General features: G+C 42.2%; 26 protein-coding genes. 14 read left to right on the top strand and 12 right to left on the bottom strand.

The window, feature by feature from the left end:
* Positions 1-59: 59 nt before the first annotated feature.
* The 4 genes from MMU05_RS09230 to MMU05_RS09215 form a co-directional block, all read right to left on the bottom strand.
* Positions 60-413 (bottom strand): HepT-like ribonuclease domain-containing protein, encoded by a 354-nt coding sequence (locus tag MMU05_RS09230; protein ID WP_241141392.1) that lies wholly within the window; start codon positions 411-413, stop codon positions 60-62.
* Positions 403-696, bottom strand: a complete 294-nt coding sequence (locus MMU05_RS09225; RefSeq protein WP_241141391.1) for a nucleotidyltransferase family protein — start codon at positions 694-696, stop codon at positions 403-405. Before MMU05_RS09225 ends, MMU05_RS09230 begins: the two co-directional genes overlap by 11 nt.
* 115 nt (positions 697-811) lie before the next feature.
* Positions 812-1,315: a hypothetical protein gene (locus tag MMU05_RS09220; RefSeq protein WP_241141390.1), complete on the bottom strand. Its 504-nt coding sequence runs from the start codon at positions 1,313-1,315 to the stop codon at positions 812-814.
* A gap of 44 nt (positions 1,316-1,359) precedes the next feature.
* Positions 1,360-1,875, bottom strand: a complete 516-nt coding sequence (locus tag MMU05_RS09215; protein WP_241141389.1) for a regulatory protein RecX — start codon at positions 1,873-1,875, stop codon at positions 1,360-1,362.
* A gap of 72 nt (positions 1,876-1,947) precedes the next feature.
* Here MMU05_RS09215 and tpiA point away from each other — a divergent pair, with 72 nt between their 5' ends.
* From tpiA to MMU05_RS09200, 3 genes are all read left to right on the top strand, one after another.
* A complete protein-coding gene (gene tpiA, locus MMU05_RS09210) occupies positions 1,948-2,709 on the top strand; it encodes a triose-phosphate isomerase (RefSeq protein ID WP_241141388.1) in 762 nt (253 codons plus the stop codon).
* 416 nt (positions 2,710-3,125) lie between these two features.
* Positions 3,126-3,956, top strand: a complete 831-nt coding sequence (gene prmA, locus MMU05_RS09205) for a 50S ribosomal protein L11 methyltransferase (protein WP_241141387.1) — start codon at positions 3,126-3,128, stop codon at positions 3,954-3,956.
* Positions 3,953-4,150 carry a hypothetical protein gene (locus tag MMU05_RS09200; RefSeq protein ID WP_241141386.1) on the top strand — a complete coding sequence of 66 codons (198 nt, stop codon included), beginning with the start codon at positions 3,953-3,955 and terminating at the stop codon, positions 4,148-4,150. Before prmA ends, MMU05_RS09200 begins: the two co-directional genes overlap by 4 nt.
* 196 nt (positions 4,151-4,346) lie before the next feature.
* Here the strand turns inward: MMU05_RS09200 and MMU05_RS09195 are convergent, their stop codons facing one another.
* Genes MMU05_RS09195 through MMU05_RS09185 form a run of 3 tightly spaced genes read right to left on the bottom strand, consistent with a single transcriptional unit; the run spans position 4,347 to position 8,225 of the window.
* A complete protein-coding gene (locus MMU05_RS09195) occupies positions 4,347-5,690 on the bottom strand; it encodes a dicarboxylate/amino acid:cation symporter (RefSeq protein ID WP_241141385.1) in 1,344 nt (447 codons plus the stop codon).
* Between the two features lie 17 nt (positions 5,691-5,707).
* Positions 5,708-6,784, bottom strand: coding sequence for a chorismate synthase (gene aroC / locus MMU05_RS09190; protein WP_241141384.1), 1,077 nt, complete (start codon positions 6,782-6,784; stop codon positions 5,708-5,710).
* A complete protein-coding gene (locus tag MMU05_RS09185; protein ID WP_241141383.1) occupies positions 6,777-8,225 on the bottom strand; it encodes a BatD family protein in 1,449 nt (482 codons plus the stop codon). The genes aroC and MMU05_RS09185 overlap by 8 nt, the downstream gene beginning before the upstream one ends.
* Positions 8,226-8,342: 117 nt before the next feature.
* On the opposite strand from MMU05_RS09185, the gene MMU05_RS09180 reads away from it, so the two are divergent.
* Positions 8,343-8,534 carry a hypothetical protein gene (locus MMU05_RS09180; protein ID WP_241141382.1) on the top strand — a complete coding sequence of 64 codons (192 nt, stop codon included), beginning with the start codon at positions 8,343-8,345 and terminating at the stop codon, positions 8,532-8,534.
* A 28-nt stretch (positions 8,535-8,562) separates the two neighbouring features.
* Here MMU05_RS09180 and MMU05_RS09175 read toward each other — a convergent pair whose 3' ends face one another.
* The 5 genes from MMU05_RS09175 to ruvB form a co-directional block, all read right to left on the bottom strand.
* Positions 8,563-8,889, bottom strand: coding sequence for a type II toxin-antitoxin system RelE/ParE family toxin (locus MMU05_RS09175; RefSeq protein ID WP_241141381.1), 327 nt, complete (start codon positions 8,887-8,889; stop codon positions 8,563-8,565).
* The gene (locus MMU05_RS09170; protein WP_241141380.1) at positions 8,879-9,112 is read right to left on the bottom strand and encodes a hypothetical protein; all 234 of its coding nucleotides are present in this window, start codon (positions 9,110-9,112) and stop codon (positions 8,879-8,881) included. The genes MMU05_RS09175 and MMU05_RS09170 overlap by 11 nt, the downstream gene beginning before the upstream one ends.
* A gap of 61 nt (positions 9,113-9,173) precedes the next feature.
* Complete coding sequence (locus MMU05_RS09165; protein ID WP_241141379.1) at positions 9,174-10,346, bottom strand: hypothetical protein; 1,173 nt, start codon at positions 10,344-10,346, stop codon at positions 9,174-9,176.
* 207 nt (positions 10,347-10,553) lie between these two features.
* Positions 10,554-11,486: a tRNA epoxyqueuosine(34) reductase QueG gene (gene queG / locus MMU05_RS09160; RefSeq protein WP_241141378.1), complete on the bottom strand. Its 933-nt coding sequence runs from the start codon at positions 11,484-11,486 to the stop codon at positions 10,554-10,556.
* 33 nt (positions 11,487-11,519) lie between these two features.
* Positions 11,520-12,554, bottom strand: coding sequence for a Holliday junction branch migration DNA helicase RuvB (gene ruvB / locus MMU05_RS09155; RefSeq protein WP_241141377.1), 1,035 nt, complete (start codon positions 12,552-12,554; stop codon positions 11,520-11,522).
* 155 nt (positions 12,555-12,709) lie between these two features.
* On the opposite strand from ruvB, the gene MMU05_RS09150 reads away from it, so the two are divergent.
* From MMU05_RS09150 to acs, 10 genes are all read left to right on the top strand, one after another.
* On the top strand, positions 12,710-13,771 hold the full coding sequence (locus MMU05_RS09150; RefSeq protein ID WP_241141376.1) for an FAD:protein FMN transferase: 1,062 nt from the start codon (positions 12,710-12,712) through the stop codon (positions 13,769-13,771).
* Positions 13,772-13,875: 104 nt separating this feature from the next.
* On the top strand, positions 13,876-14,658 hold the full coding sequence (locus tag MMU05_RS09145) for a ZIP family metal transporter (protein WP_241141375.1): 783 nt from the start codon (positions 13,876-13,878) through the stop codon (positions 14,656-14,658).
* Positions 14,659-14,792: 134 nt separating this feature from the next.
* On the top strand, positions 14,793-15,215 hold the full coding sequence (locus MMU05_RS09140; protein WP_241141374.1) for an IS1/IS1595 family N-terminal zinc-binding domain-containing protein: 423 nt from the start codon (positions 14,793-14,795) through the stop codon (positions 15,213-15,215).
* Positions 15,216-15,357: 142 nt separating this feature from the next.
* Positions 15,358-16,800: a porin gene (locus tag MMU05_RS09135; protein WP_241141373.1), complete on the top strand. Its 1,443-nt coding sequence runs from the start codon at positions 15,358-15,360 to the stop codon at positions 16,798-16,800.
* Between the two features lie 14 nt (positions 16,801-16,814).
* Complete coding sequence (locus MMU05_RS09130) at positions 16,815-17,078, top strand: DUF4212 domain-containing protein (protein ID WP_241141372.1); 264 nt, start codon at positions 16,815-16,817, stop codon at positions 17,076-17,078.
* Positions 17,079-17,099: 21 nt separating this feature from the next.
* Positions 17,100-18,785: a sodium:solute symporter family protein gene (locus MMU05_RS09125; RefSeq protein ID WP_241141371.1), complete on the top strand. Its 1,686-nt coding sequence runs from the start codon at positions 17,100-17,102 to the stop codon at positions 18,783-18,785.
* 89 nt (positions 18,786-18,874) lie between these two features.
* A complete protein-coding gene (locus tag MMU05_RS09120; RefSeq protein WP_241141370.1) occupies positions 18,875-19,084 on the top strand; it encodes a hypothetical protein in 210 nt (69 codons plus the stop codon).
* On the top strand, positions 19,077-21,836 hold the full coding sequence (locus MMU05_RS09115; RefSeq protein ID WP_241141369.1) for an ATP-binding protein: 2,760 nt from the start codon (positions 19,077-19,079) through the stop codon (positions 21,834-21,836). The genes MMU05_RS09120 and MMU05_RS09115 overlap by 8 nt, the downstream gene beginning before the upstream one ends.
* Positions 21,811-22,167, top strand: a complete 357-nt coding sequence (locus MMU05_RS09110; protein ID WP_241141368.1) for a response regulator transcription factor — start codon at positions 21,811-21,813, stop codon at positions 22,165-22,167. The genes MMU05_RS09115 and MMU05_RS09110 overlap by 26 nt, the downstream gene beginning before the upstream one ends.
* A 32-nt stretch (positions 22,168-22,199) precedes the next feature.
* Entirely contained in the window at positions 22,200-24,092 is a 1,893-nt protein-coding gene (gene acs, locus MMU05_RS09105; protein ID WP_241141367.1) for an acetate--CoA ligase, read from the top strand.
* Positions 24,093-24,122: the final 30 nt, after the last annotated feature.

Raw genomic sequence — 24,122 nt, 5'->3', positions numbered from 1 at the left:
ATCTTTAACAAATAACGATTGTCACTAGCTGTCACTTTATATTTATTTGGCCACTGGTATCATTGCGGATATACATATTTAATTATTTTCTCCATTTCAGTTTTTAATTCAGGGATATCAGTTTCGATAATTTGCCAAACAAGAGTAGCATCTACCCCAAAATACTCATGAACGAGTATATTTCTTAATGAGATTATTTCTTCCCAACTTATTTGAGCAAAGCTGGACTTTACGTCTTCAGAGATATGGTTACTTGCCTCCCCGATGATTTCTAATTGTTTGATACAAGCAAAACGAACCATTGAATTATTGAAAAAGTCGCTTATATCAATATTCTCTATATAGGATTCGATTTCTTCGATAGCATCAAGTATATGCTTTACCCGAACCTTATCTCCCAATTTACTTCGCATAAATCAGCTTTTTTTCAGCATCAATTATCGGTTTGATATATTTTGACAACCCCCCCGAGGAAACAAGATCGACTTTCTTATTCAGTAAATTTTCCAATTCAAGTTTCATTTGGACAAAACCTAACCCAATCCTCTTAGAATAATCTAAGTCGACCAAAATGTCAACATCGCTTTGATTATCTGCTTCTTCCCTCACATAAGAACCAAAAAGATATGCTTTCAAAACAGGTTTGGTTTTGAAATAATCTTGAATCACAGCAATTTTTTCGGTTTCCAAATACATGGATCAAAGATACCAATAATTTGAAAAGGGCAATATCTGCTCATTGAGATTTGGTTTTCACCGTTTAGGTAGCAAGATCAAAAACAAAAAAACCACCGATCTCTCGGTGGTTTTTTTATGCTATTTTAAGCTTGAGTTCGCCTTTGCGTTTGATGATTTTGAGCTCGAAGTACTCATTGATAAAAAACTTGCAGTGGTTTTCTGACCATTCTGCCCTCGATTCTGTGTCAAAAAGTAGGGTCATGCGAAGCATTGTTTTCACATATTGCTCATGATAACCAAGCTCATGAACCCACTGAATCAATTGCAAGGACCAATCTTCCTGAAACTTTTCCAAATGTGTCCTTCCGTCAAAAAGCAGTTCCAATTGGTTGTCCCTGTTCTTAAACCTATATATCCCGCAAAGCTGCCGGTAAATCATCCTGAGCCTGTCCTTGGGATACTCGTAGGTATCAAGGATTTTGGCAAAGGTTTCATCCATCAGCATCAATGGATTGTAAAGTTGGGTGTAGGATTTTTTGAGTTCAAAAACCATCACTTCAAGCATTTGCTCTTCCAAAATGGATTGTGCCTGTCTTAAAATGTAATTCTTGTCAAGGGGAAATAATTTCTGAATCATTTGGCTATCAAATCTTTCGCAAATTAGGCTTTTGCTTTCAGAAATTAAAGATTTGGTCCCGAAAAAACTGTTTCCACTGCACTTTGTACCAAATCAGATTCAAATCCCCGGCTGATCAGGTACTGTTGGATTTTGTACTTTTTCTTAAACTGATCAGGTTCTTTGACAAACTCGGACTTTTTCTCTACCAATCCGAGAAGCACCTGCCAATAAGCTTCGGGCTCAATTTCTTTCAGGCCGGATTTGATGCAGTTGGGACTGACCTTGCGGAGTTTGAGTTCTTGGGTGATTTTGTTTCTACCCCACTTTTTCAGGTTGAACTTTCCTCTCGCAAAAGACCGTGCAAAACGTTCTTCATTTAAAAAACCCTCTTCGATCATGTGTGAGATCAATTCCTCTGCCTGATCTCCATAGAGCCCTTTTTCGGCCAATTTGCTCCTGACCTCCTCCTGACAGCGCTCTTGGTAAGCGCAATAAGCCGCGATTTTCACCTTGGCTTCGGCTATTGACCAATACTTTCTGGGCTGATCGGGATTATATTCTTTTCGTGGGTAGGACATTTTATGTAATTTTGGCCCAAAGTAACTTTTGAAGTTATTTTTTTCAAATCTAACCATCAAACCGAAGAAACCATGCGCAAAAAGATTGTAGCCGGAAACTGGAAAATGAATCTCAACTTGGAAGAAGGCCAAAAACTGACTTCTGAAATCGTCAATATGCTGAAGGATGAAAACATCAAAGATGTCATCGCCGTCCTCAACCCACCTTTTGTACACCTTTACCCTGTCAAAAAACTGATCGGGGATACGCCAAATCTTTTTCTTGGCTCGCAGAATTGCTCTGACAAAGCCTCCGGTGCTTTTACAGGGGAAACCTCTGCATCCATGTTGGCTTCCTTCGGAGCGAGCTATGTTATCATCGGACACAGCGAAAGAAGGGAATACTTCAAAGAATCAAACCAATTGCTTACCGAAAAAACCAAGCAAGCGCTGGCTAACGGTCTGACTCCAATATTCTGCTGCGGCGAACCATTGGAAATCCGTGAAGCAGAAACCCATGAAGCGTATGTAAAACAGCAATTGAATGAAAGCTTATTTGATTTTTCTCCCGAAGAAATGTCCAAGATCGTCATCGCTTACGAACCTATTTGGGCCATCGGAACCGGAAGGACAGCTTCCTCTGACCAAGCTCAGGAAATGCATGCGGCTTTGAGAAGCCATTTGGCAAGCAAATTCGGCAAAGAGTTGGCGGACAATATCTCTATCCTCTATGGTGGTTCTGCCAATCCTGGCAATGCCAAGGACCTTTTCTCCAAACCTGATGTGGATGGAGGATTGATCGGAGGTGCTTCGCTGAAGTCAAGGGATTTTGTGGAGATTGTGAAGTCTTTTTGAGGTAGGAAGTATGGAAGTAAGGATGATGGGAAGTAAGGAAGGATGAAGGATAGCGTCCCTACCAATTTAAGCTTTGTCGTGGCCAGCACTAGGAGCCTTTAACATTTGGGAAATGTTCAGAAATGGAATAACGGTTGGTGTTACGTCATGCTGAACCGGAGCTTGCGGAGGTGAAGCATCTCTTAAATGAGACACTTCACTACGTTCAGTGCGACGACCCGGATATTCACGTCATTGGTAGTGAGCGAAGAGTCTCACCGGAAGAAAATGAGATCCTTCAGTCGTGCCTCCTTCAGGATGACGAAACACCAAACGTCATTAGCTTTTCTGTAAATGCCAATTATAACAACTCACAATGACAATCAAAGCGGCAGTGGAGACACTGCCGCTTATGCATAATGCAAACAACAATACAAATGGACTATTTAGAATTTAAGATTTCCTGCAGAGAACCATTTCGTGAGATCCTGATTGCTGAGCTTTCTGAAGTAGGGTTTGATTCGTTTTTGGAAACGGATGAGGGAATCGACGCCTACATTCAGGAGGATCTGATTGACAGGGAAGCTTATCAGGAAATCATCGACCGGTATAAAGAAGCCGGTAGGATTGAAGTTCAGGAAGGCAAGATGCCCAAGGTCAATTGGAACGAGGAGTGGGAAAAGCACTACGATCCCATCTTTGTCGGCGATCAGGTGTATGTCAGGGCTTCCTTTCACGAACCAAGACCCGAATTCAAATATGAAATCCACATCAATCCCAAGATGTCTTTTGGTACGGGTCACCATGCCACTACATTTCTGATGCTTTCCCATCAGCTTACACTAGATCATTCCGGCAAAAGGGTTTTGGATATCGGAGCGGGCACTGGCATCTTGGCGATCATGGCGCATCAACTTGGGGCAGCTGAGATTGAAGCATTTGACATTGACGAATGGTGCGTGGACAATGGCAACGAAAACTTTGACCTGAATGACATGTCCAAAGTCAGAATGGGAAAAGGAACTGTTCGGGAAATAAAACCCCAAGGAGAGTTTGATATTGTTCTTGCCAACATCAACAAAAATGTCTTATTAGATGAAATGGAGGTGTATTCAGGCCTCGTGAAAAAGGGAGGGAAACTTCTTCTGAGCGGATTCTATGAGCATGACATTGCAGACATCCAAAATAGGGCTTCTTTCTTCGGACTTTCCCTTTTGGCACAAAAAACCAAGGACAATTGGGCAGCTTTAATTCTTGAGAAAAAATGACAGAGTTGATAATTTACGCTTTCCTGTTTCTAGCCTTGATAGGACATACACTCATGGCATCCAAAATGTACAGAACTGTCCATGCTGATGATTCATTGAGCATCAAGGAAAAAAACGACTGGAAACTGAAAGCTTTGGTTTTTCCCGGGTATTACTTTGGAAGATACAAAGACCGCAACAATAATATAAAATAAGAACCCCTCCAAAATCTTGATCTAAAAAATAAACCCTCCAAGACCTTGATCATAGAGGGTTTTTACTTTGAAGAAAATTACATTTTATGTAGGTACGCTTTGTGGCCTCAGATTACTAGGATTGAAAATCCATTGTTGTTGCTCCGCCACGGCGGACAAGTATGGACTGTCGACGGTGGACTGTGGATTTTGCTTTTTAACTTTCTATTACTTCCTCATTTGGGGTAAATGGATTGGATTGTCGGATCATTCCAGATGGCAACTCTCCTTCTGTCGATGCAACTGCAACGCAAACTACAGCATCTCCTGTGATATTGACCACTGTCCTAAACATGTCCAAAATCCTATCCGGGGCAATGATCAGGGCAATTCCCGCTCCTGGTACACCAATAGCTTCCAATACGATGATCAACATAATCAAACCTGCACCCGGTACACCTGCTGAGCCAATTGCTGCCAATGTTGCAGTGAGGACTATGGTCAATTGCTGAGAAATCGAAAGGTCCATACCCAAAGCCTGTGCAATAAATACAGCCGCTACGGCTTGGTAAAGACTTGTTCCGTTCATATTGACGGTAGCACCCAATGGCAAAACAAAACTTGAAATCTCCTCGGAAACGCCGATTTCATCCTCCACAATCTTCATCGTCACCGGAAGTGTAGCAGAACTAGAAGAAGTCGAAAATCCCAAGAGCATCGCAGGTCTAAAGGCTTTTAGGAAGATGATAAAAGGAATTTTGGTAAAGGATTTTAATAGTAAATAATAAACCACAAAAATCACCAAGAGTAACCCTCCCAATACCACTAAGGTATATTTCAGAAGGGCAAGGAGCAATTCCACTGCAGAATCAGGATCTTCTCCGGCAATCTCGACGATCAGGGAAGCCATCAATGCAAAGACGCCATACGGTGCGATCATCATGATATATTCCACGATTTTGATGATCACATCATTGAAAGCATCAAAGAAATTGGTAAAGTTTTTGGCTTTTTCCTTGGGAATCTGAAGCAATGCAATTCCTACTATAATAGCAAAAAATACAACCTGAAGCATGCTGCTGTTGTCGGCTGCTGCTTTTACAATGTTTTCTGGAACTATCTCTATCAAAGGCTGCAATGGTCCCTGACTCGAAACTTCAGCCGCCTGATCTGCTTTGGAACCAGCAGTATCATCATACAGGGACATAAGGCTATCTCTTGTGGCTTGGGGAAGGCTTTCTCCCGGTTTGACAATATTCACCAATAAGAGGCCAATAGTGATAGCAATAATGGTAGTAATCAAATACGCTAAAAGGGTTTTTCCACCGATCCGGGAGAGTTTGGAAACATCTCCCAAATTTGCAACTCCCACCACCAAGGAGGCAAAGACCAAAGGAACAGCGATCATTTTCAGGGAATTGATAAAAACAGTTCCGACCGGTTTCACAAAGTTGATAATGAAATAGGGGTCTACGCCAAATTTGATCATCACCAAACCGACTACCAATCCCAAAACCAATCCGACGATAATCTGGGTATGTAAGGGTATCTTTTTCAACATATAGAGTTGGGTTTACATTATAATTTGTTTGTTCGGCTGATCAAAAGGTAATCGGCCAAGACCAAAGCGGCCATCGCCTCGACTATAGGAACTGCCCTAGGCACTACGCAGGGGTCATGCCTGCCTTTGCCCGACACGGTCACGGAATCTCCTGACTCATTGACCGACTCCTGATCTTGCATGATGGTGGCAACAGGTTTGAAGGCCACATTGAAATATATATCTTCTCCATTGGAAATCCCGCCTTGGATCCCGCCCGAATTATTTGTCCTTGTCCTGACGCGATCTCCGTCCTGATAATAAGCATCGTTGTGGTCCGATCCACGCATTTTTACCCCTTCAAATCCACTTCCATATTCAAAACCTTTCACGGCATTGATGCTCAGCATGGCTTTACCCAACTCTGCATGTAGCCTGTCAAACACAGGTTCACCCAATCCTGGCGGAACTCCCTTTGCCACGCAGGACACGATCCCGCCTACAGTATCCCGACTTTTCCTCACCTCGTCGATGTATTCGATCATCTTTTCGGCCATTTCCGGATCGGGGCAGCGGATAATGTTTTCTTCAGTTTGGGTCAAGTCGAGTTCTTGGTAGCTTTTGTCCAACTTCATGTCACCCACCTGACTGACATAAGCTTGAACTGAAATTCCGTAGTGATGCAAAAGCATTTTGGCAATCGCTCCACCGGCAACTCTTGCTGCTGTTTCCCTGGCACTGCTTCTGCCTCCACCCCGGTAATCACGGATTCCGTATTTTTCAAAGTAGGTATAGTCCGCATGGGAAGGTCTGAATTTGTCAGCTATATGGCTATAATCTTTACTCTTTTGGTCGGTATTCATGATGACCAAACCGATCGGCGTACCTGTGGACTTTCCTTCAAACACCCCCGACAAGATCTGAAATTCGTCTTCTTCCTTCCTTTGGGTGGTGATTTTGGATTGGCCGGGCTTCCTTCGCTGCATTTCATTTCGGATAAATTCCTCATCGATCAGCAAGCCTGCCGGACAGCCTTCTATCACCACACCCAAACCCAATCCGTGGGATTCGCCAAATGTGCTTATTCTAAATATCCTTCCAAATGAATTACCCATTTCCTCTTCTTGTGATCAGGACGGCTAACAGTATGACTGAACCGACCAATAATAAATTGATAAAAACTGAAAAATAGTACTTATATCTCTGGTTTGTTAGCTCATTGTTTTCCACATCAATCAAATCATAGATTCCTCCCAAACGCTGATTGGAGATTGCCTGATTGACTTTGGACTCCCCTGTCACGTTGAGGATGGCCTTGGGTCTCAAGGTATCATATTTTTCCAAAGCAGGATTGAAATATATCCATTCAAAGTAATCCCCCAGATTGATTCTCCCAGGCTCATTGATGGTGACGTAGTAGCTGAATTCTTTGAGACCTGTGATCTTTCCATTGCCTCGGTTGATCTGTTGACGGACATTGGGGTCGAAGGTATTCAAAAGGTGGATCTGTTTTGTTTTGGGAGCGGAAATCGAATTGATGTTTCCCTCACCTGTAATGCCAAAATTATAAGTAATCCCTTCTCCGGTCAGGGCATCGAATTCTGTGATGTTTTCCCTCAATTGGAAATTACCTACACTGACTTCATTTCTGAGAGGATGTGGAGGCAATGGTTTTATCGTGATTTTTTTAGAAGAAGAGGTAAAAGTTTTGAAATCCTCCAGCCTGTTGCTCCCAAAAAAGGTCGGATTTTTGGCTACTTTATATTTGACCATTTCCCATGAAATGGGTGGAATCGTGATTTCTCCCTCTGAGAATGGGAAAAATGATGCCTCATATACTTTGTACTTGATCCAGCTTTTATCGTTGAAAGTTACCCTTTCAGGCTGGATGTTGGTGATGTTGAAGTTTTCTTCCCAAGCGTTGGCAGGTTTCATCTTTTTGAGGATTGCGTCCAACTGTTTGCCAGGTTCATAAAATTGAAATGAAGCCTGATTGGTTTCTGAGATGTAAAATGCCAAACTTACATTGAATCCTTCTCCTACAAAAATTTCTTCTTTGTCAACAGAAGAAGCAAAGAAAGCATCATCTTCGACTTCGATAAATTCGGGTTCTTCCCTTGTCCCACCAAAAATATCGCTAAAAGGATCCGATTGGTTTGGCTGTCGTTGTGCTGCACGGGCATCGACTACCGTAACGGATTTTCCGGGGGATGCGTAGTCGTTGCCATTGATTTTGATGCTGAATTTTCCAATGGTAACGACTCCTTTTTTGGTCGGTTTGTAGTATTGGATGATGCTGCTGGTACTGCTGACTTGTCCGTTGATGACATTCATGGAAGAAGACTGGGATAGGCCTTGCTTTTGGAATCCTGCTATTTCCGGGAACTCATCGTAAGATTTGATCTTGTCGTTTGCAATGGTCACCTTGATGCTAAAAGTCTCATTGAGTGCTATTTCATCCGGCCCCAATTCTATGGCTACTTCCTGGGCAAAAGTGCCTAGAGAAATAAAAAGAAATAAACATACAAGAATAGCGCTGACTGTCGTTTTACTCATGTTGGTATGACTACTAATGATTTGCAAATTAGCTTTATATTTTAAACGCAACAAACCAAATTACATGTCGTATTAACAAACAATCTGTTTAATCATTTATTATAAATTCTTTGAAATATGCTGGAATACGTGAAAATCATCTTGATGAAAGTCAGTTTTGACAGAAGATTGTTTGAGAAGGAGTTGCGCAAAGCACTGAACCTGCTGATGCCGACAGAGATACAGGAATTTAGGGATTGGTGTTATAGGAAGTTTTCAACAAAATACGAACCCGTCTTAGACAAATATTTTATTAGCCTTGCAGGTTAAAGCAAAAGCCTCGAGTTTGGGGCTTTTTTTATTCTATCATTTTTAAAAATTCCTGAAGTTCTAAATCCGAAATGTTCTCCTTTTCGGATTTATCATATACTGTAAGTAAATAAACGTCATTCTTAATAAAAGTTACATGCAGAATAACCCTTGCACCACCTGATTTTCCTTTTCCTTTAGATTTTATGGCAAGTCGGATTTTGAAACAATCATTTCCTAAGGGAGTCCCCTGTGTCGGGTCATTTTCGAGGGATTCAATCAAATTAAAAAGCTCTTCTTTGAATGAAGGAAACTTTCGCGAAAGCCTTTTGGCCTGCCTGTCAAAGTGGGGGATAGTTTTTACGCTATAACTCATTTAACAAGTCTTTTGCATTACGGGCTTTTAATTTTCCTTTTTTGATCAGATTCATTTCTTCTACCGCTTGCTGTAAGCCTAATAATATTTCGTCTTTTGATTGGTCACCAAGAACTTCCTCTTCCAATCCTTTGAATTTAGATTTTAGCAATTCCCATTCCTGAATGGGGATAAATACGCCTGTAGTTTTGCCTCTGTTATCTGAAATGTATTGCAGGTTCATAATCAAGCTGGTTTTGGTAGGAGAAAGTACAAAGATATTCAAAAACTTAAAAAGAGAGAAATCATAACAATACCGGATGCTTTGCAAAAGGCTTCTGCCTATCAAACAAATACCGGTAAGTGACCAAGGTCCGAAAGTGTTTTCCTCCGAGGTTTTTTGAAATATTCAGCATTTTGGGATTGAAGTCACCCTGCCAATAGAGCTCCAGCTTTTTGTAGGAAGTAGTGGATTTGATGACTTTTTCGGCCTCCACGATCATGTAATAATCGAGTCCTGTGCCTTGGAACTCCGGTGCCACACCGAATACCAAACCCACAAAATTTTCATTTTTCCCAAAGGTTTTGATGAGGAAGAATTTCAGTTTCGCAAACCAGTTAAACTTTCCGTCAAGGTGCTTGATGATCTGATTGATATCAGGGAGGTTGACCCACATCACCACAGGTTCATCTTTGTGATAGACAAACCAGATCAGCTTTTCATCCAAGACTGGCTTGATGGTTTTGAACAATTTCAAGGCCTGTTCCGGTGAGATATCCTTGTTTCCCTGATGCTTTGCCCAAGCCTTGTTGTAAACTGAACTCAGGTCTTTCGCATATTTTTCCAAGTTGTCTTTTTTGACATATTCCGCCCTGAAGTCCGAGTTTCCATAAAACTTCTGATGGGCCTCATAAAACTTCGGATCCAATTGGTGTGCTTCTTGCGCCACGGAAAGACTCCAACATATCTGATCGTAGAAATTTTGAAAGCCATAGGATTCAAATAACTTTTGGTAATAAGGCGGATTGTAATTCATGTTGTAGATCGGCGGATGAAAGCCATCGACCAATAATCCCCACCATTTGTCCCGGTCACCCAGATTGATCGGCCCGTCCATGGCCTGCATTCCCCTTACCTCTAGCCAGTTTTTGGCAGTATCAAAAAGTAAGTCCGCAGCCTTTTGGTCTTCTAAGCAATCAAAGAATCCGAATCCGCCAACGGGGACATCATCTCCTTTGTTGGTGTATCTTTTGTTGACAAAAGCGGCAATCCTGCCTAAAAGCTTACCTTGATCATCTTTCAATACCCAACGAATAGCATCCGATTTGGCTAAAAGTTTATTCTTCTTTGGATCAAAAACTGACATCACATCCACATCCAATGGTCTGATCCAATTGGGATAAGGTTTGTTGAACAGGACGTGAACTTCCAAAAAATCCCATTCCAGTTTTGGGGAATTGACTTCAAAAATCTTCATGACGATAGATTGTTTATAATGGTTATCCGCTTCTTTGCCAGTAACCCTATATTAAACTTCAAACCGGACGGAAGACCGAAGTCGGAAGACCGATGTACCGGGCTATTAAGTCCGCATCCCGGAATCGGAATAGATATCTTATCCACTGGCATCATTGCGAACAAATATATTATTTAACCAAAGGTATATGGATTAAAAAATTTAGGATCACTTTTGGAAGACTATATTCCTTAAAAATCCATAATGCTTGGTGCGTTTTACCGCAGATTTTGCAAAAACTTTATTGAAGGTTTCTTCTGTGATTTCTTCCCAATCCCGGTTGGTTATTTCCCCCAATTCAGGTTTGGGATCAAAAAGTGGTTCTTGATGTGGTTTTGAAAATCTGTTCCATGGACATACATCCTGACAGATGTCGCAACCGAAAACCCAGTTTTCCATTTTGCCCTTGAAAGCAGCAGGAATATTTTCTTTGAGCTCAATCGTCAGGTAAGAAATACACTTGGACGCATCCACTACGCCGGGCTGCACGATGGCCTCTGTCGGGCAGGCATCAATACATTTGGTACAGGTACCGCAATAATCTTTCAATATCGGCGGGTCCGGAGCTACCTCAAGGTCGATGACCAATTCAGCCAAAAAAAAGAAACTACCCATTTCCTTATTGAGCAAAAGACTGTTTTTTCCCAACCAACCCAAACCTGATTTTTGGGCCCACTGACGCTCCATCACAGGTGCGGAATCCACAAAGGCCCTTCCGTCAATCTCTCCGATTTCTTGGCGCAGGTTTTCGAGCAGTACTTTCAGCTTTTCTTTGATGACATGGTGGTAATCCTGTCCATAGGCGTATTTAGCGATTTTGTATTCCTCCTTTTCTTGGAACAATTCTTTTTTTGGAAAGTAATTGTAAATCAAGCTGACCACAGTTTTGGCTCCCTCGACGAGTTTGGTGGGGTCCAGTCTTTTGTCAAAATGATTGGCCATATATGCCATTTGGCCTTGGTAGTTTTGGTTGAGCCAAGCTTCGAGTTTTGGAGCTTCCTCTTCCAAAAATCCCGCCTTGGCGATGCCACAAAAATCAAAGCCCAGGTTTTTGGCCTGGGTCTTTATGATTTGGCTGTATTTTTCTTGAAGGTGGTCCACAATTTCAAATCAGAATGAAAAAGCACAAAGAACTTATTCAAATAAACTGCCGCTGCTTGCCCCAAAATTGGGTTTGAGATGCAAGTGCTTGTAAGCGAGTTCGGTTGCCATTCTGCCTCTTGCGGTTCTTTTGAGATAGCCTTCCTGAATCAAAAACGGCTCATATACTTCCTCAATTGTCTCTGCTTCTTCACTGCAAGCGGTGGCAATAGTAGAAAGCCCTACCGGACCTCCTTTGAATTTCTCGATAATGGTCATCAGGATTCTGTTGTCCATTTCATCCAAGCCATTTTCATCCACATCCAATGCCTTCAGGGCAATTTTGGCGATTTCCATGGTAATATTTCCGTTTCCTTTGATCTCGGCAAAGTCTCTCGTCCTGCGCAAAAGCATATTGGCAATCCTTGGTGTTCCGCGGCTTCTTCTGGCGATTTCATAGGCAGCGACTGCATCGATGGGAGTCTGGAGAATGCCGGCAGATCTTTCGACAATATCTGTTAGCAATTTCGCATCGTAATACTCAAGGCGGGAATTGATCCCAAACCTTGCGCGAAGCGGTGAAGTCAATAAACCTGATCTGGTCGTGGCCCCGATAAGGGTAAAAGGATTGAGCGAAATCTGAACAGACCGGGCATTGGGTCCTGAATCCAACATGATGTCAATCCTGAAATCTTCCATGGCCGAATAAAGATATTCCTCGACAATAGGATTCAGTCTATGGATCTCATCTATAAAAAGTACGTCTCCTTCGTCAAGGTTCGTCAGCAAACCTGCCAAATCGGAAGGCTTATCCAACACCGGACCTGACGTAATCTTGATCCCGGATTCCAGTTCGTTGGCAATGATGTAACTGAGTGTCGTCTTTCCTAAGCCCGGAGGGCCATGAAGAAGTACATGGTCCAAAGGTTCATTTCTTCGTTTTGCTGCCAAAACAAAAACCTTGAGATTTTCGACAATCTTAAATTGACCTGTAAAGTCATCAAAACTCAAAGGCCTCAAAGCCTTCTCAATTTCCTTGTCAGATGAATTCAGTTTTTCTTTGTCCCCACTCAGGTAATCTTCTCTCATAGCGCAACAATCAGCAATTACAAATATAGAAAATTAGCCCAAGCCAAAAAGGTAAATTAAGCTCCAGACCTTTTTGCAACAAAATTGCAAATAATTGCATTTTTGGAACTTAATTTGGAAAATTACCCTTAACTTTCGAAAAATTGCTCTTTTATATGCGAAGCAACGCCAATAAGAACATTATCTATTCCATTATTCTTTTGCTTTTGGTAGCAGTAGTTTACCTCTACCGCCAAAACCAACAAAAACCAGTTGAGGAAATAGAAGAAAAAGTGACGGGTAAGGTCACCCTGAATGGCAACACGATGGGCACTACTTACAATATCACTTATCTTGACCCAAGTGAAAGGGATTTTCAGACCAGTATAGATTCCTTGTTGGTGGTCTTCAACCAATCACTTTCCACCTATGTTCCTGACTCTGAATTAAGCAAATTCAATCAAAAAGACACCTTGTTTTTTGGATTGCCATATTTCCTTCCTGTTCTCCAAAGCAGCAAAGCAGTATACGAAATCACCGGAGGCGCTTTCGACCCGACTGTGGGTCCTTTGGTCAATCTTTGGGGATTTGGTCCTACCGGGCCACAACTGAAAGACAGTGTCAATATCGATGAGATGTTGGATTTGGTAGGGTTCAATAAAATTTCTTTTGACTCCGCAAGTGTCATAAAAACAAAACCGGGCATGTATCTTGACTTCAGTGCTATTGCCAAAGGATACGGCGTAGATGTAGTTGCGGAATTTTTGCTAGGCAAAGAAATAGAAAACCTACTTGTAGAGATCGGCGGGGAATTGGTAGCTAGGGGAGTAAATGAAAAAGGGGAACTGTGGAAAGTGGGTATCAACCGTCCCGAGGAACTCGGTAGGGCCGATGACCTATACAGCATCGTGGCATTGGATAATAAAGGAATGGCTACCTCCGGTAATTACAGAAATTATTATGAATCCGGGGGAATCAAAATTTCCCACACGATAAATCCTGCCACAGGGAGACCCGTCAATCATAACCTTTTAAGTGCTACCGTTGTGGCTGGGGATTGCATGACAGCGGATGCCTATGCGACCGCATTGATGGTGATGGGTACTGATAAAGCAATTGAACTCCAGAAAAGCCGGAATTTGTTTGAGATGTTCTTGATATACAATGACTCCACAGGACAATTAAAATCTTATGCAAGTGAAGGGATAAAGCCGTTTCTTTCCTTTCCGCAGGATTAAGCCGGATCAAAAATTTTCAGCGTAATTCGTGAATGCCCATTTCTTTCCCTTTATCAAAATAGTAGACTGAATTTGGATTCAGGCTTATCTCAAACCACCAAAAGATGACATTTAATTTCCTTGTTTTATTCTTTACTGCCCTTTTTGCCGGGGGCTTGGCCTATTTTATACCGAGTTGGGAAGAAAGGTATTTCAAGCTGGTTTTGGTTTTTGCAGGTTCATACCTTTTTGCGATCACGGTACTTCATATCCTTCCGGAGCTTTTTGTAGAATCTTCAGACCCGACCAAAATGGGATTTTACATCTTACTTGGGTTTTTATTACAACAGATTCTGGCGCTATTGTCGACAGGGGTAGAACATGGCCATATCCACCATCCTGACCATCAGCATCATGGGATGCAGGTCGGGGTATGGACGATTATGATCGGATTGTTTTTACATGCCTTTCTTGAGGGAACCTTATTGACAGAAGACGGTTCATTGGCAGGCCATTTACACGAACATGATGAACACGCCGGGCACAGTCACCACCATCATGGCAGCAATAACCTACTGTTCGGAATCCTATTGCATAAAGGTCCTGAAGCATTTGCTTTGGTGGCGGTATTGATGGCTAGTCTTAAAAAGAGATGGGTATTTGCACTTTTGGTGGTCTTTGCTTTGGCTTCCCCTATGGGCATGGTCCTGAGCAATTACATGTATGAAAGCAATATCCTAGGCAGAGAAGGATTGAATGTATTTTATGGAATGGTTGCAGGAGGATTTCTCCATATTTCCACGACCATATTTTTTGAAAGCAGTCCTGACCACCGATTTTATCTGAATAAAGTATTGATCAGCATCCTGGCTTTCGGATTGGCGGTTTTGCTGGAAATGCTTGTGTGATAGGTTAAATACTGTCAAGAGCATTGAAGCCAAAATTTTATTCTGAAAAATTATTTTTTTATTCTTGAATGATTATATGTTGCTAATATGGTATACTTTCGCTAAAATGATATACCAAACCCAAATTAGAGCATATGGAAAAGGCAATATGTCCCAAATGTGAGCATACCAAGGTAACCAAAAGTGGTGTGATAGACGGGAGACAACGGTTTAAGTGCAAAGTATGCGGCTACCACTTTACAGTAAATAAGCTCGGTAAATCAATCGATAAATATTATGTAGTGAAGGCTTTACAGCTTTATATCGAAGGAATCTCTTACAGAGAAATCGAAAGATTACTGGGAGTTAGCCATGTCTCGGTTATGAATTGGGTCAAACTTTATAAAATCAAAGCCCCTGAAAACTACGATTACAGACCAACATATAAAGTATTGAACCACTCCGAATTGGTCAAATTTATGACCCTAAAGGAAAACCTTACAGATACGGGTATGTTGATCACTGAACTGGGGGACAAGTTCATGATAATAAAATGGGAGCGGTTTAAAAACAGATGATCCAGAATAAAATGCTGTTTGCTATATTAAATTAACAAAAATATATCTCTGTTTTTTTATTTGAATTTCAACTTTTCAACTTGGGTGGATCTTAGGGCCGTGACATAGCAATAAGACCCAATTACAACAAACCCAAATGATTATGTTTTCCCGCTCTTATTATTTGTGCCTTTTCTTTTTTTGGATGGTGGTGTTGCCGGGATATGGCCAAGACTCACTTGCATCTTTTATGACCCAGAAAGATGAGATGTTATTTGACCACACCTATAAGCCTCTCTTACTCAAACTCAGTGATGATGGATCTAAATATGTCAGGTTCCTGATCTGGAATCAAATGTGGATGAGGTCAACTGAAAACAATCCGGGAACCCTCAGTGTGAATGGCAGTCCGAAAAACAGCTCCACTGATATCGGAATCCGCAGGGCTAGATTTTTGGCTTATGCCCAAGTATCTCCCCGGTTTTTGATTTTGACTCATTTTGGGATAAACAACCAGACCTTTACAGGCGGTGGTGTGCCTGCAGGTGGCGCAACCGGAAATCCCGGAAATATTCCTGTGACTGTTAATCCCGAAACAGGAACCGGAACAGCAAACGGAATGTCAGCAAAAAAACCCCAATTGTTTTTTCATGATATATGGACCGAGTTTAAAGTAACCGAAGAGCTATACATTGGAAGTGGACTTCATTATTGGAATGGAATTTCAAGGTTGTCCAGTCACAGCACCATGTCATTTTTGGCCGTGGATGCACCCATTTTTAATTGGCCCCTGATAGAGTTTACTGACCAATTTGCACGTCAGTTTGGGATCTATGCCAAGGGTCAGGTGTCAAAATGGGATTATAGGATTGCACTCAATAAGCCATTTTCTATAGGTTCGGGGGGAAGCTTCGATAACAACAGGGAAAGACCGGTCGCAGCCAATGTGGTCAATGAAAACTGGGCTACCCAAGGGTACATTGCCTATCAGTTTTTGGATAAGGAAAACAATAAACTTCCCTTTTTTGTAGGCTCTTACCTAGGCACCAAGAAAGTATTCAACATTGGTGGAGGCTGGCATCATCATCCAAATGCCACAAGCTCTAAAAATATGAATGGGGAAATTAACTACCATGATATTTCCCTGCTTGGATTGGATGCTTTTTTGGATATTCCCATTAATCCCGTTTCGGGGACAGCTTTGACTTCCTATGCTGTTTTTTACAATTATAATTTTGGCCCCAATTACCTAAGAAATGTCGGGATTATGAATATTGGATTTGGTCCGGGCACCAGTCAAAACGGACCGGGGAATGCCCAACCAACTATTGGAACCGGGAATATTTTTTATTCCCAAACAGGATTTCTTCTGCCCAAGAGGATTTTGGGAGACCATGGGAGACTTCAGCCATTCGGAGCATTTACTTATAAAGATTTTGATTACTTTGACGAAAGTTCCTTCCAATATGACCTTGGCATCAATTATTTCATAAATGGTCACCAAGCAAAAATTACATTGCAATACAGTACCCGACCTGTTTTTGAAAATTTTATCAAAAGCAGTATGGCAAGTGAATTCATACTCCAAACTCAATTATTCCTCTAAAAACCCAAAGTATTATGTCAGAAAACAAACTCAAAATGCAGGCTTACTGGAAAAAGAACCTCAGGACACTGCTTATCCTTTTAATCATCTGGTTCACTGTTTCCTTTGGATTCGGTATCCTGCTGGTAGAACAACTCAACCAAATCAAAATTGGAGGATTTAAGCTCGGATTCTGGTTTGCCCAACAGGGGTCTATCTACGCTTTCGTAGTGCTGATTTTTGTATATGTCTACAGAATGAATCAGCTGGACAAAGAATTTGACGTCAACGAAGAATAACCCCTAAAAAACCAAAATAACATGGATATCTTAACTTGGACATATATACTTGTCGGTTTATCATTTGCCCTCTATATCGGGATAGCGATCTACACCCGTGCAGGGTCAACCAAAGAATTTTATACTGCCGGAGGTGGAGTTTCTCCTCTTGCCAACGGCATGGCAACAGCTGCTGACTGGATGTCTGCTGCATCTTTCATTTCCATGGCAGGGATCATTTCCTTTTCGGGCTATGACGGCTCGGTATACCTGATGGGATGGACAGGTGGCTATGTGTTGCTTGCGCTGCTTTTGGCTCCATATCTAAGAAAGTTTGGAAAATTTACTGTTCCTGATTTTGTGGGAGACAGGTATTATTCCAACAAAGCAAGGGTCGTGGCTGTCATCTGCGCACTATTCATTTCCTTTACTTATGTCGCCGGACAGATGCGAGGCGTGGGAATTGTTTTTTCTAGGTACCTTGAAGTAGACATCAACACTGGGGTAATCATCGGGATGTGTATCGTTTTTTTCTATGCCGTTTTAGGGGGAATGAAAGGAATTACTTATACCCAAGTGGCGCAGTATTGTGTGCTGATTTTCGCTTATATGGTTCCTGCCATTTTCGTTTCCATGCAATTGACCGGAAATCCTATTCCCCAACTTGGACTTGGTGCAACTGTCGCGGATGGTACTCACCTTTTGGATAAACTGGATGGAGTATTAACAGAATTGGGATTTGCGGCTTACACCTCAGGGAGAAAAGAAATGGTGGACATATTTGCCATAACTCTCGCATTAATGGTCGGTACTGCCGGGCTTCCGCATGTGATTGTGAGGTTCTTTACAGTTCCAAGAGTAAAAGATGCCCGTCTTTCGGCAGGGTATGCATTGGTATTTATTGCGATTCTGTATACTACAGCTCCTGCGGTGGCAGCATTTGGGATTTATAATGCCATTGAAACTGTTGCCGGCAAGCCTGTAGATAATTTGCCTGAATGGGTAGGGAATTGGCAGAAGACTAACCTAATTAGCGTAGAAGATAAAAACGGGGACGGTATTGTGCAGTATGTTGCGGACAAGAATGCCAATGAACTCACCATCGACAAGGACATCATGGTCTTGGCTAATCCCGAGATCGCACAGCTTCCAAACTGGGTTATCGGTCTGGTAGCAGCCGGTGCTATGGCGGCGGCCTTATCTACAGCAGCAGGACTGCTACTTGTGATTTCCACGTCCGTATCAAGGGATCTTTTCAGAACATTTAGACCTGAAATGTCCGAGAAAAAGGAACTGAGAATAGCCCGGATCGCAGCAGGGGGAGCAGTAGTGTTGGCAGGATACTTTGGAGTAAACCCTCCGGGATTTGTAGCTGAGGTGGTTGCCTTTGCCTTTGGATTGGCAGCGGCATCATTCTTCCCGGTAATCATCATGGGGATTTTCTCCAGCCGAATGAACAAGGAAGGGGCAATAGCCGGAATGGTTTCAGGGCTTGTATTTACAATCGTTTATATCAGCTACTTCAAATTTATCAGCCCGGAATTGAATAATGTCGAGCATTGGTGGTTTGGTATTTCTCCTGAAGGCATTGGCTCTTTGGGCATGTTGATCAACTTTGTCGTGTGCTTTGTGGTGTCTAAAGTAACTCCCGCTCCACCGCAGCATGTTCAGGACATGATACAGGAAATCAGGATTCCAAGAGGAGCTGGTGGAGCACAGGCTCATTAATAAAATTCCAAAGAAACTGAGATGGACTCCGGCGTAGGATTTGCCGGGGTTCCTCTTTTTGGGGACTTAAAACTTATACAGAACGAATCATGAAAGACACACTCAAAAGCCAATACTTATGGGCAGTTTTTTTTCTGGGACTGTTTATATTGAATTATCCTGTGTTGTCCATATACAATATTCCCAAAACCCTTTTTGGAATTCCTTTATTGTATTTGTTGGTTTTTGGTTTTTGGCTGTTTTTGATTGCCATCACCATGCTGGTGATCAGAAAAACAAATAAGAAAAACAATGCTTAGCAACGGGCTGATCATATCGTTTACCTTTGGTTATTTGGCATTATTATTTGCCATTGCATGGTATTCCGAGCGGTCAGCATCCAGGGGTAAAAAACTATCTTCAAATCCCTACATATATGCCCTATCACTGGCAGTTTACTGCACGGCATGGACATATTATGGTTCTGTCGGTCGGGCAGCTACCAATGGAATGGAGTTTTTGGCGATTTATATTGGCCCAAGCCTTGTAGCCCCACTTTGGTGGGTCGTGATGCGTAAAATTATCCGAATCAGCAAAGTTCAGCACATTTCCTCCATAGCGGATTTCATATCCAGTCGTTATGGCAAAAATATCACTCTTGGAGGCGTGGTGACTGTTTTTTGCCTGGTGGGAATATTGCCTTATACTTCTATACAGATCAAAGCAGTCGCCAATTCATTTGATATTCTCCAGTATTCTGAATTCAACCAAAACCTGATTTCTTATCCCTTTTATCAGGATACAGCGTTTTATTTGGCAATGGGCTTGGCTTTATTTACAGTGCTGTTTGGGACAAGGAACATTGAAGCAACAGCTCAGCATGAGGGCATGGTGATGGCTGTGGCTTTTGAATCTGTTTTCAAATTAGTTGCTTTTATTACCGTGGGGGTTTTTGTCACTTATTTCGTTTATGATGGATTTGCTGACATTTTTACGCAGGCATCCTTACGGGGATTGGACCATTTGTTTGTATTGCAGGGCGAGCATGGCGTCTCAGAATGGTTTTGGATGAGTGTCCTATCCATGATGGCGGTTCTGTTTTTGCCGAGACAATTTCAGATGGGAGTGATAGAAAACAATGACGAAAAGCATCTGGATAAAGCCATGTGGCTTTTTCCCGCTTACCTGCTTTTGATTAATGTCTTTGTTTTACCGATTGCGTTGGGGGGATTGGTCCATTTTCCGGTTGGAACAGTGGATGCCGATACATTTGTATTGGCTTTACCCATAGCTTTTAATCAGGATTGGTTGGCATTGCTCGTGTATCTCGGTGGATTTTCTGCTGCGACGAGTATGATCATAGTATCAACTATTGCGCTGAGCAACATGGTCAGCAATAACCTGATCATGCCCATATTGCTGGTAAATGATAACCTGAAAATCAAGTATCAACATAAGCTGAGCAAAATTGTACTCCGGATCCGCAGGGTTTCGATTTTTGTAATCATACTTTTGGCATACGTTTACTATAAAGAAATCTCTGCCCGGTTTTCATTGGTATCCATTGGCTTGATCTCATTTGTGGCCATTGCACAGTTTACCCCGGCGATTATAGGAGGGATATTTTGGAAGAAGGGTGCTCGCCTAGGAGCGTTGTTTGGTATCGTTGCAGGGTTTGTTCTATGGTTTTATACTTTGGTAATACCTACAATGGTGACAGCAGGATACCTCCATCCCGGATTATTGGAAAATGGGCTTTTTGGTATAATTGGCTTAAAACCGACTGCATTGTTTGGATTTCAGGAAATGAGTTATGTGACCCACGGTCTATTTTTCAGTCTTTCTGTTAATGTCATCTTATATGTAGTCATTTCCTTATTTTCTACCCAGACTTCCAAAGAACACAATCAGGCCGTGGTATTTGTGGATATTTTCAAATACAGTACTTCTCTAGACAGTTCAATTATATGGAAAGGACAAGCTTATCTACCCGATTTGAAAGCATTGCTCCATAATTTTCTAGGGGAAGAGAAAACCCAAGAGGTATTAAGGGATTTTTCAATCCGGACGGGTAGGACCATTGGCACCAAAAATTACGCTGATCCTGAATTGGTCAATTATTCCGAACGCTTATTGACAGGGATCATTGGATCTGCATCAGCGAGGATCATGGTCGCGTCGGTCGTGGAAGAAGAGGAGATCAGTATGGCAGAGGTATTGGGGATTCTGAGAGAAACCCAAGAGCTTAAAAGTTTGAATTTGGCCCTCAAACAAAAAAGTAAGGAATTGAAGAAGGCTTCCGACAAACTCCAAAAAATGAATGAGACGCTAAGACTCAATGATATGCTCAAGGATGAATTTATCTCAACAGTGACCCATGAAATGAAGACCCCCATCACATCAATCAGGGCTTTTTCAGAAATTCTTTTGGATGATGATCTTCCTGAAGCGGATAAAAAAAGGTTTTTGGATATTATCATTCAGGAAACGAACAGAATGACCCGCTTGATTGATCAGGTTTTGGATTTGGAAAGATTTGACTCCGGAAGACAGGAACTTAATCTCGAAAAAACGGACATCAGAATACTCATTCTTCAGACTGTTGAGAGTATGATTCAGATTTTCAAGGAAAAAAACATTGATTTCAATATTGAAATTGGATATGATGAGCTTCAGTTGTTGGTCGATGAGGATAGAATAAAACAGGTTATTCTTAATTTGCTTTCCAATGCCTCCAAATTTGCCAGAAATAAAATAGTCCTTAAAACTTACCTGAAAGATCATGATCTTTATCTTCAGGTCTTTGATGATGGGAAAGGTGTTCCTGAAGAAGAAGCTCCCTACATTTTCGAAAAGTTTTTTCAGGCTAAAAACCAAACCAGTAAAAAGCCTATAGGAAGTGGTCTAGGCTTGGCCATATCCAAAAAAATCATTGAATACCATGGGGGTAAGATAGGCGTATTTACAAAGTCAGATATGACTTGTTTTGAATTCATCCTGCCTCTGCAACTTGAGCATCATTTATTAACACATTCCAATAACGCCGATGAACAAAATACTGATAGTAGATGATGAACCCAATATCCTCTTGTCATTGGAGTTTCTCTTCAAGAAAGAAGGCTTCAGGGTGTTTATCGCCCGAGACGGAGAAGAAGCAATGGGTATCATCAAGGAAAATCATCCCGAGCTGGTTATTCTTGATATCATGATGCCTAAAGTGGATGGTTATGAGGTATGTAGACACATTAAAGAAAATATTGAAGGTGTCAAGGTAGTATTCCTGACCGCAAAAAGTAAACAGCAAGATGTCCAAAAAGGGATGAATCTAGGAGCGGATCTTTACCTTACCAAACCCTTTTCAAATAAAGACCTGGTTTCCAAAGTGAAGTCATTAATGAATTAAAATCAATTACAATAACCTAAAAACATATAACCATGAGTGATAGAATACATACCCTCAGCGGGTACTTCTATGAATACCAAAAGTCAGTTACAGAACCTGAAAGTTTCTGGGCAAGAATAGCCGACTCCTTTCATTGGAAAAAAAGATGGGACAAAGTTCTGAAATGGGATTTTGAGGGTCCAAATGTCAAATGGTTTGTCAATGGTAAATTGAATATCACCGAAAATATATTTGAGAAAAACCTCTTTGCTTTCGGAGACAGGACGGCCATTATCTGGGAACCAAGTGAACCGGGTGAGGATGTCAGAACGATTTCCTACAAAGAATTGTACCATCAGGTCTGCCAATTTTCCAATGCACTCAAATCCAAAGGTATCCAAAAAGGCGACCGGGTGATCATCTACATGCCCATGATCCCCGAGGCAGCCATTGCGATGCTTGCCTGTGCGAGAATCGGGGCGATTCACTCGGTGGTTTTTGCGGGATTCAGTGCCAATGCACTTACAGACCGGATCATTGACAGCGGAGCAAAAGCAATTTTGACCTCTGACGGAAACTACCGCGGCAATAAAAAAATCGGCATTAAAGCCATCGTCGATGAAGCTTTGGAAAAGGCCGATGTAGAAACGGTGATTGTCTGTCAGCGTACCGGTCAGGATGTAACCATGAAAGCCGGCAGGGACCATTGGTGGCACGAAGTCATCGTGGGAGAAAAGGACAGTAACGTGGCTAAGGAGATGGATAGTGAGGACCCGTTGTTTATCCTGTACACTTCGGGATCAACAGGCAAGCCAAAAGGCGTTGTCCACAGCACTGCGGGCTACATGGTCTATACCAAATACACTTTCGAAAACGTGTTTCAATACTCGCCCGGAGATGTGTATTGGTGTACCGCAGATATCGGTTGGATTACCGGACATTCATATATTGTCTACGGTCCTTTGTTGTCCGGGGCGACCACGCTGATGTTCGAAGGAGTGCCGACTTATCCTGATCCGGGAAGATTCTGGGCTGTGATTGAAAAGCACAAAGTCAACCAATTTTATACGGCGCCGACGGCTATCCGAGCATTGCAGGCTTATGGAACTGATCCCATTGCTCCTTACAATTTGGATTCGTTGAAGGTATTGGGTTCGGTAGGTGAACCTATCAACGAGGAAGCCTGGAGGTGGTATTACAACCACATCGGCCAATCAAGATGTCCGATTGTAGATACTTGGTGGCAGACAGAGACAGGTGGAATATTGGTGTCCCCCATCGCAGGCATCACGCCGACAAAGCCTGCTTTTGCGACTTTGCCCCTACCCGGAATCCAATTGGCCATCGTAGATCCGGAAGGAAATGAGTTGACCGGTAATTCCGTGGAAGGAAATCTTTGTATCAAATACCCTTGGCCATCTATGATCCGAACCCTTTGGGGAGACCACGGGCGTTGCAAAGAGACCTATTTCTCCACTTACAAAGGCATGTACTTTACAGGTGATGGTGTCAAAAGAGACCATGACGGATATTACCGCATCTTAGGCCGTGTCGATGATGTGATCAATGTATCCGGTCATAGAATGGGAACAGCCGAAGTGGAAAATGCGATCAACGAACACCCATTGGTCATCGAATCAGCAGTGGTCGGATATCCGCACGAAGTCAAAGGACAGGGAATCTACGCCTTTGTGATCTGTGATATGTCCCACCGTACAGAGGAAAACCTGATCAACGAAATCAAGGAAACCGTCAGCAAAATCATTGGCCCAATCGCCAAACCTGACAAAATCCAGATTGTATCCGGACTGCCAAAAACCCGTTCGGGCAAAATCATGCGAAGGATCCTCAGAAAAGTGGCCGAAGGAAGCACCGACAATATGGGAGATACCTCAACCCTTCTCGATCCGGAGGTGGTCACGAAGATTATTGAAGGAAGAAAATGAAATAAGACTTGAGATGTGAAACTTAAGACA

Source organism: Cognataquiflexum rubidum (assembly GCF_022538115.1).
Taxonomy (GTDB): Bacteria; Bacteroidota; Bacteroidia; order Cytophagales; family Cyclobacteriaceae; genus Cognataquiflexum; species Cognataquiflexum rubidum.
This window is presented reverse-complemented; position numbering and strand designations above follow the sequence as displayed.